Here is a 7,175-nt window from a genome sequence, read left to right on the forward strand (position 1 = left end):
ATCGACCGCTACGACGGCCACCATACGCCCGGCCACGAGAGCGGCTACCCCGCCTTCCTGCGCGCGCAGGGCTACGCGGGCGACGACCCGTGGAGCAACTACGTGATTGCCGGCCTCGATGCGAACGGGCAGATCGCCAGCGGCTGGCAGATGCGCAACGTGCACCTGCCGGCGCGGGTGAAGCAGGAGCACTCCGAGACCGCCTACATGACCGACCAGGCGATCCGCTTCATGCGCGACCAGGGCAGCCGCCCCTGGGTGCTGCACCTGAGCTACGTGAAGCCGCACTGGCCCTACATGGCGCCGGCGCCTTACCACGCCATGTACCGCCCGGACCAGTGCCTGCCGGTGCTGCGCAGCGAGGCCGAACGGCGCGACGCCCACCCGGTCGTCGCCGCCTACCGGCAGCAGGAGGAGTGCGTCAGCTTCCAGAGCGACGAGTGCATCCGTACCGTGCGGCCGGCCTACCAGGGCCTCATCCGGCAGCTCGACGACCACCTCGGCCGGCTGTTCGACACCATGGCAGCGATGGGCCGCATGGACGACACGCTGATCGTCTTCACGGCCGACCATGGCGACTTCCTCGGCGACCACTGGCTGGGCGAGAAGGAACTCTTCTACGACACCATCCAGAAGGTGCCCTTCATCGTGATGGACCCGCGCCGCGAGGCCGATGCCACGCGCGGCCGCGTCGACGAGCGCTTCGTCGAGGGCGTGGACCTGGTGCCCACCGTGCTCGATTGCCTCGGCATCCCCGGCGCCTCGCAGCGCATCGAGGGCCGCAGCCTGCTGCCGCTGATTCGCGGCCAGGCGCCGCCCTGGCGCGACTTCGTCTACAGCGAGCTGGACTACAGCTTCCGCGAGGCGCGCGTGCGGCTGGGCAAGACGCCGCAGCAGGCGCGCGCCTTCTCGATCCGTGACGCACGCTGGCGCTACGTCTACTGGCTCGACGAACCCGAGCAGCTGTTCGACCTCGCCGCCGATCCCGAGCAGATGCAGGACCTCGGGCGCGACGCCGGCCACGAGCCGGTGCGGCGCCTGCTGCGCGAGCGGCTGCTCGACTTCCTGGCGCGGCGCAAGCACCGCACGACAGTGAGCGACGAGTTCGTCGAACAGCGCACCAACCGACACAAGCAGGCCGGCGTGTTCTTCGGCCAATGGTGAACCACGAGGAGACAGCATCCATGACCACCGCCCTGACCCGCCGCCGCTTCGCCGCCCTGGCCGGCGCGGCACTCGCCCTCGCCGCCGGCGCCGCCCCCGCACAGGACAGCGGCACCGTGCGCATCATCGTCGGCTACCCGGCGGGCGCCACCTCGGACTCGCTCGCCCGCGTGCTCGCCGAGCACATGCAGCGCACGCTGAAGCAGACGGTGATCGTCGAGAACAAGGCCGGCGCCGGCGGGCGCATCGCCAACGAGCTGGTGAAGGCGGCGCCGGCCGACGGCAACACGCTGCTGATGACCCCGGTGGCGACGATGGCCATCTTCCCGCACTCCTACGCCGGCCAGCTGCGCTATGACCCGGTGAAGGACTTCGCCCCGGTGGCGCACCTGAGCAACTTCCAGGTCGGCCTCGGCGTGGGCAGTGCGGTGCCGGCGAAGACGCTGGCCGAGTACGTCGCCTGGGCGAAGGCCGATCCGACGAAGAACGGCTTCTACGCCTCGGCGGCGCCGGGCAGCATTCCGCACTTCTTCGGCGTGATGTTCGCGAAGTCCGCCGGGCTGACGCTCACCCATGTGCCCTACAAGGGCACGGCCGCGGCGATGACGGCCGTGGGCGGCGGCGAGGTCAGCGCCATCTCCACCGTGGCGGCCGACATCCGCTCGCTGGTGACCGCCGGCAAGGCGCGGCTGCTGGCCGTGGCCGGCGAGCAGCGTGACGCCGGCTTCCCCGACGTGCCGACCTTCCGCGAACTGGGCTACGACCTGGTGGCCAGACCCTGGTACGCGCTGTTCGCGCCGGCCGGCACGCCGCCGGCGGCGGTCGATCGCCTGTCGAAGGCGGCCATGGCGGCGATCGCCGATCCTGCGCTGCACAAGCGCCTGGTCGACATGGGTCTGGAGCCCACCGGGCTGGGGCCGGAGCGCCTCGGCGCGATCCTGAAGGAAGACCTCGAGCGCTGGGGCCCGCCGATCCGCGCCTCCGGCTTCAAGGGCGACTGACACCACCCTGCTGTCTCCGCAGGGACAGGAAAAAAAGGCACGGTCGTGCTAAAACGCGGGTTGCCCTGCAAGCCCTGACGGAGACAAGCGAATGGACCTGAATTTCACCCCGGAGGAACAGGCGTTCCGGCAGGAGATCCGCGCCTGGGTGGCCGAGAACCTGCCCAAGGACATCAGCCACAAGGTGCACAACGCCCTTCATCTGACGAAGGACGACATGCAGCGCTGGGCCAAGATCCTCGGCAAGAAGGGCTGGCACGGCTGGGCCTGGCCGAAGCAGTTCGGCGGCCCCGGCTGGAACGTCATCCAGCGCCATCTGTTCGAGGAGGAGTGCGCGCTGGCCGGTGCACCGCGCGTCGTGCCCTTCGGGCCGGTGATGGTGGCGCCGGTGATCATGGCCTTCGGCTCGCCCGAGCAGCAGAAGCGCCACCTGCCCGGCATCATGAGCGGCGAAGTCTGGTGGAGCCAGGGCTACAGCGAGCCGGGCTCGGGCTCCGACCTCGCCTCGCTGAAATGCAAGGCCGAGCGCCGCGGCGACTACTACATCGTCAACGGCCAGAAGACCTGGACCACGCTCGGCCAGTACGGCGACTGGATCTTCTGCCTGGTGCGCACCAGCAGCGACGGCAAGCCGCAGACCGGCATCAGCTTCCTGCTCGTCGACATGAAGAGCCCGGGCATCACGGTGCGGCCGATCATCATGCTCGACGGCGGCCACGAGGTGAACGAGGTCTGGTTCGACAACGTCGAGGTGCCGGCCGACAACCTGGTCGGCGAGGAGAACAAGGGCTGGACCTACGCCAAGCACCTGCTCGCCCACGAGCGCACCAACATCGCCGACGTCAACCGCGCCAAGCGCGAGCTCGAGCGCGTCAAGCGCATCGCGAAGGCCGAAGGCGTCTACGAGGACGGCCGCTTCCGCGACGAGATCGCCAAGCTCGAGGTCGACATCGTCGCGCTCGAGATGATGGTGCTGCGGGTGCTGTCGGCCGAGAAGAGTGGCAAGGCGGCGCTGGACGTGGCGGGTCTCTTGAAGATCCGCGGCAGCGAGATCCAGCAGCGCTACACCGAGCTGATGATGCTGGCCGCCGGGCCCTACGCCCTGCCCTTCGTGAAGGAAGCGATGGAAGCCGGCTGGCAGGGTGACCAGGTCGGCGCGGCGCATTGCGCGCCGCTGGCCGCGACCTACTTCAACATGCGCAAGACGACGATCTACGGCGGCTCGAACGAAGTTCAGCGCAACATCGTCTCTGCCACCGTGCTCGGGAGCTGAACGATGGACTTCGATTTCACCGACGACCAGGAATCGCTGCGCGACGCGGTTCACCGCTGGGTCGACAAGGGCTTCTCCTTCGAGCGCCGCCATGGCATCGCCAAGGCCGGCGGCCGCACGCGCGAGGTCTACGCCGAACTGGCCGAGCTGGGCCTGACCAGCCTGGCCGTGCCCGAGGCGCAGGGCGGCATGGGCTTCGGCCCCATCGAGGCGATGGTGGTGTGCGAGGAACTCGGCCGTGGCCTGGTCAACGCGCCCTATGCGAATGGCGCGCTGGTCGCCCCCGCGCTGCTGGCCGCTGCGCCGGCCGACGTGCAGAGTGCATGGCTGCCGAAGATCGCCGATGCCTCGGCGCTGGTCGTGCTCGCCCATCAGGAGCGCGCGGCGCGCTACCGGCTGAACCACGTCACGACGAAGGCCGTGAAGGCCGGCGACGGCTGGACGATCAGCGGCGCCAAGAGCATCGTGCCGGCGGGCGACGAGGCCGATGCCTTCATCGTGCCGGCGCGCACCGCCGATGCCGATGCGGACGCGGCCGGCATCGCGCTCTTCCTCGTCGCAAAGGGCGCCGCAGGCCTGCAGGTGCGCGGCTACCCGACGCAGGACGGCGCACGCGCCGCCGAGATCACGCTGGCCGACACCCCGGCCGCGCTGATCGCGCTCGATGCGCTGCCGGTGCTGGAAACCGGCGTCGACGTCGGCCTCGCCGCGGTCTGCGCCGAGGCTGTCGGCGTGATGGACAAGCTGGTCGCCATCACCGCCGAGTACATGAACACGCGCAAGCAGTTCGGCGTCGCGATCTCGAGCTTCCAGGCGCTGCGCCACCGCATGGCCGACGTGAAGATGCAGCTCGAGCTGGGCCGCTCGATGAGCTACTACGCCAGCCTCAAGCTCGGCGAGGCACCGGCCGCGCGCCGCCGTGCGCTGGCCCAGGCCAAGTACCAGCTCGGCAACTCGATGCGCTTCGTCGGCCAGCAGTGCATCCAGCTGCATGGCGGCATCGGCGTGACCGACGAGTACATCGGCAGCCACTACTTCAAGCGCCTGACCATGCTCGAGATGAGCTTCGGCGACACGCTGCACCAGCTCGGCGAGGTGTCCTCGCGCATGCAGGACACGGCGGGCGTGTTTGCCTGAGTGCGGGTCGGCAAGCGTGCCGGCTAGGATGCCGGCATGAGTGATCCGTTCGTCGATTCGATCGTCGATGTGGCCGGCCTCGCCGTCGGCCACTTCACCGACTCGCGCCGGCCGACCGGCTGCACCGTGGTGCTGGTGCCCGAGGGCGCGGCCTGCGGCGTCGACGTGCGCGGCGCCGCGCCCGGCACGCGCGAGACCGAGCTGTTGTCGCCGCTCAACGCCGTCGAGCAGGTGCACGCCGTGCTGCTGGCCGGCGGCAGCGCCTTCGGCCTCGACGCCGCGGGCGGTGTGATGCGCTGGCTCGAGGAACGCGGCATCGGCGTGAAGGTCGGGCCGGCCCGTGTGCCCATCGTGCCGGCGGCGATCCTGTTCGACCTCTGGCTCGGCGATGTGCGCATACGTCCGGACGCCGAGGCGGGCTACGCGGCCTGCGCTGCGGCCTCGCGCGATCGGCCGGCCCAGGGCAGCGTCGGCGCCGGTGCCGGCGCCACCGTCGGCAAGCTGTTCGGCATCGAACGGGCGATGAAGGGCGGCATCGGCAGCGCGTCGATCACGGTGGATGGCATCACGATCGGCGCGATCGTCGCCGTCAACGCGCTCGGCGACGTGATCGATCCCGCCAGCGGCCTGCCGGTGGCCGGCGCACGCACGGCGGACGGCCGGCGCCTGCAAGGCACCATGAACTCGCTGATGCGCGGCGAACTGCCTGCTCCCTTCCAGCCCGGCGCCGCCACCACACTCGGCGTGATCGCCACCGACGCGCGCCTGAGCAAGGCGCAGGCCAGCAAGATCGCGCAGATGGCGCACGACGGCCTGGCCCGCGCCATCAACCCGGTGCACACCATGGGCGACGGCGACACGCTGTTCGCGCTCGGCACCGGGACGGCCGGCCGCGGCGCCAACGTCACGCTGCTCGGCGCACTGGCCGCCGAGGTCACGGCACGTGCGGTGCTGCGCGCGGTGCGCGCGGCCACGCCGGTCGCCGGCCCACCCGATCTTCCTGCCTGTTCGGACTTCACATGAGCCTCTCCACCCTCACGCGCCGCGCCACGCTGCTGATCACGGCGGCCTTGCTCAACGCCTGCGCCCTCCTCCCGTCGACCGCGCCGAAGGCCGAGGCGCCTGCGCTGCCGCCGATCGTCTTCGTGCACGGCAACGGCGACACCGCCGCGCTGTGGCTGACCACGCTGTGGCGCTTCGAGAGCAATGGCTGGCCGCGCGAGCGGCTGCATGCCGTCGACATGCCCTACCCGCTGGCGCGCGATGCCGACGACAAGGCGCAGCCCGGCCGATCCTCCACTGCCGACGCATTGAAGTTCCTCACGGCCGAAGTGGATGCGGTGCTGCAGCGCACCGGCGCGAAGCAGGTGGTGCTGATCGGCAACTCGCGCGGCGGCTATGCGATCCGCAACTACATCGCCAGCGGCAACGCAGCCAAGGTCTCGCATGCCATCCTCGGCGGCACGCCCAACCACGGCGTCTGGTCGAGCAGCAGCTTCCGGCCGGCCAACGAGTTCAACGGCGCCGGCCCCTTCCTGACGCGACTGAACAACCAGGGCGGCCCCGGCATCGAGATCACGCCCGGCCCGAAGTGGATGACCATCCGCTCCGACAACAACGACAAGTTCGCCCAGGCAGACGGCGTGTGGATCGGAGCCAAGGGCACGCCGACGAACGTGACGGCCGCCGGCCCCGAACTGAAGGGGGCCGAGAACGTGGTGATTCCCGGCATCGACCACCGCGAGACGGCGTTCGGGCCGAAGGCCTTCGCAGCGATGTTCCGCTTCCTCACCGGCCGCGAGCCGGCGACGAGCGCGGCCGCCGCCGAGGCGCGCGTGACGCTCTCCGGCAAGATCAGCGGCCTGGGGCTGGACAACCGCGCGGGCAGCGGCAACTTCGCCAACAACCTGCCGCTGGCCGGTGCCAGCGTCGAGGTCTATGCCACCGATGCGGCGACCGGCCAGCGCCTCGGCCCCGCGCTTCACCGCCAGACGGTCGGTGCCGACGGCCGCTGGGGGCCGCTGGTCACGACCAGCAAGACGGCGCTGGAGTTCGTGATCAGTGCCGAGGGATTTGCCGTCACGCACATCTACCGCACGCCGTTCGCGCGCTCGTCGGAGATCGTGAACCTGCGCGCCGAGCGCATCGCCGATGCCGACAAGGATGCGCCGGCGGTGGTGACGCTGACGCGGCCGCGTGGCTACTTCGGCATCCCGCGCGACGAGATCGAGCTCGACGGCAGGAGCCCGCCCGCCGGCATCCCGCCCGGAGTGGCCGGGGTGTCGGTGGCCAAGGCGCGGCTGGCCGATGCGGCCGATCGCCCGGTCCCGGCCTCGTTCAACGGCCAGCGCATTGTCGGCCGCGCCTGGCCGACCGCCGGCAACCACGTCGTGCTGCTGGAGCTGCATGACTAGGCGCGCCACCACACTCGCCCAGGTGCTGTTCTCGCAGGGCTTCGGCAGCCGGCGCGAGTGCGAAGGGTTGATCGCCGCGGGCTTCGTGAGCCTGGCCGGCCAGGTCTGCGACGACCCCTGGCACGAGGTCGACACCGAGGGCCTGGAGTTCGGCGTGCAGGGCCAGCGCTGGCCGTATCGCGAGCG

Annotated in this window: 7 protein-coding genes; all 7 read left to right on the forward strand. The window is 70.7% G+C overall.

Features of this window, described 5'->3' with window-relative positions:
* Window positions 1-1,164: sulfatase-like hydrolase/transferase (locus AAG801_RS38735; RefSeq protein ID WP_341893204.1), on the forward strand; the 1,164-nt coding region annotated here is incomplete at its 5' end.
* A 20-nt stretch (window positions 1,165-1,184) separates the two neighbouring features.
* Window positions 1,185-2,165: a tripartite tricarboxylate transporter substrate-binding protein gene (locus AAG801_RS38740; protein ID WP_341893205.1), complete on the forward strand. Its 981-nt coding sequence runs from the start codon at window positions 1,185-1,187 to the stop codon at window positions 2,163-2,165.
* Between the two features lie 91 nt (window positions 2,166-2,256).
* The gene (locus AAG801_RS38745) at window positions 2,257-3,438 is read left to right on the forward strand and encodes an acyl-CoA dehydrogenase family protein (RefSeq protein WP_341893206.1); all 1,182 of its coding nucleotides are present in this window, start codon (window positions 2,257-2,259) and stop codon (window positions 3,436-3,438) included.
* 3 nt (window positions 3,439-3,441) lie between these two features.
* The gene (locus AAG801_RS38750; protein WP_341893207.1) at window positions 3,442-4,575 is read left to right on the forward strand and encodes an acyl-CoA dehydrogenase family protein; all 1,134 of its coding nucleotides are present in this window, start codon (window positions 3,442-3,444) and stop codon (window positions 4,573-4,575) included.
* Between the two features lie 36 nt (window positions 4,576-4,611).
* On the forward strand, window positions 4,612-5,598 hold the full coding sequence (locus AAG801_RS38755; protein WP_341893208.1) for a P1 family peptidase: 987 nt from the start codon (window positions 4,612-4,614) through the stop codon (window positions 5,596-5,598).
* Complete coding sequence (locus AAG801_RS38760; RefSeq protein ID WP_341893209.1) at window positions 5,595-6,989, forward strand: alpha/beta fold hydrolase; 1,395 nt, start codon at window positions 5,595-5,597, stop codon at window positions 6,987-6,989. Before AAG801_RS38755 ends, AAG801_RS38760 begins: the two co-directional genes overlap by 4 nt.
* Window positions 6,982-7,175: S4 domain-containing protein (locus AAG801_RS38765; protein WP_341893210.1), on the forward strand; the 194-nt coding region annotated here is incomplete at its 3' end. The genes AAG801_RS38760 and AAG801_RS38765, both read left to right, overlap by 8 nt.

This window comes from Variovorax sp. YR752 (assembly GCF_943372545.1).

What these genes read in the sequence shown, in the direction of transcription:
- AAG801_RS38740 (WP_341893205.1), top strand. Translation starts at nt 1,185, where the DNA reads ATGACCACCGCCCTGACCCGCCGCCGCTTCGCCGCCCTGGCCGGCGCG.
- AAG801_RS38745 (WP_341893206.1), top strand. Translation starts at nt 2,257, where the DNA reads ATGGACCTGAATTTCACCCCGGAGGAACAGGCGTTCCGGCAGGAGATC.
- AAG801_RS38750 (WP_341893207.1), top strand. Translation starts at nt 3,442, where the DNA reads ATGGACTTCGATTTCACCGACGACCAGGAATCGCTGCGCGACGCGGTT.
- AAG801_RS38755 (WP_341893208.1), top strand. Translation starts at nt 4,612, where the DNA reads ATGAGTGATCCGTTCGTCGATTCGATCGTCGATGTGGCCGGCCTCGCC.
- AAG801_RS38760 (WP_341893209.1), top strand. Translation starts at nt 5,595, where the DNA reads ATGAGCCTCTCCACCCTCACGCGCCGCGCCACGCTGCTGATCACGGCG.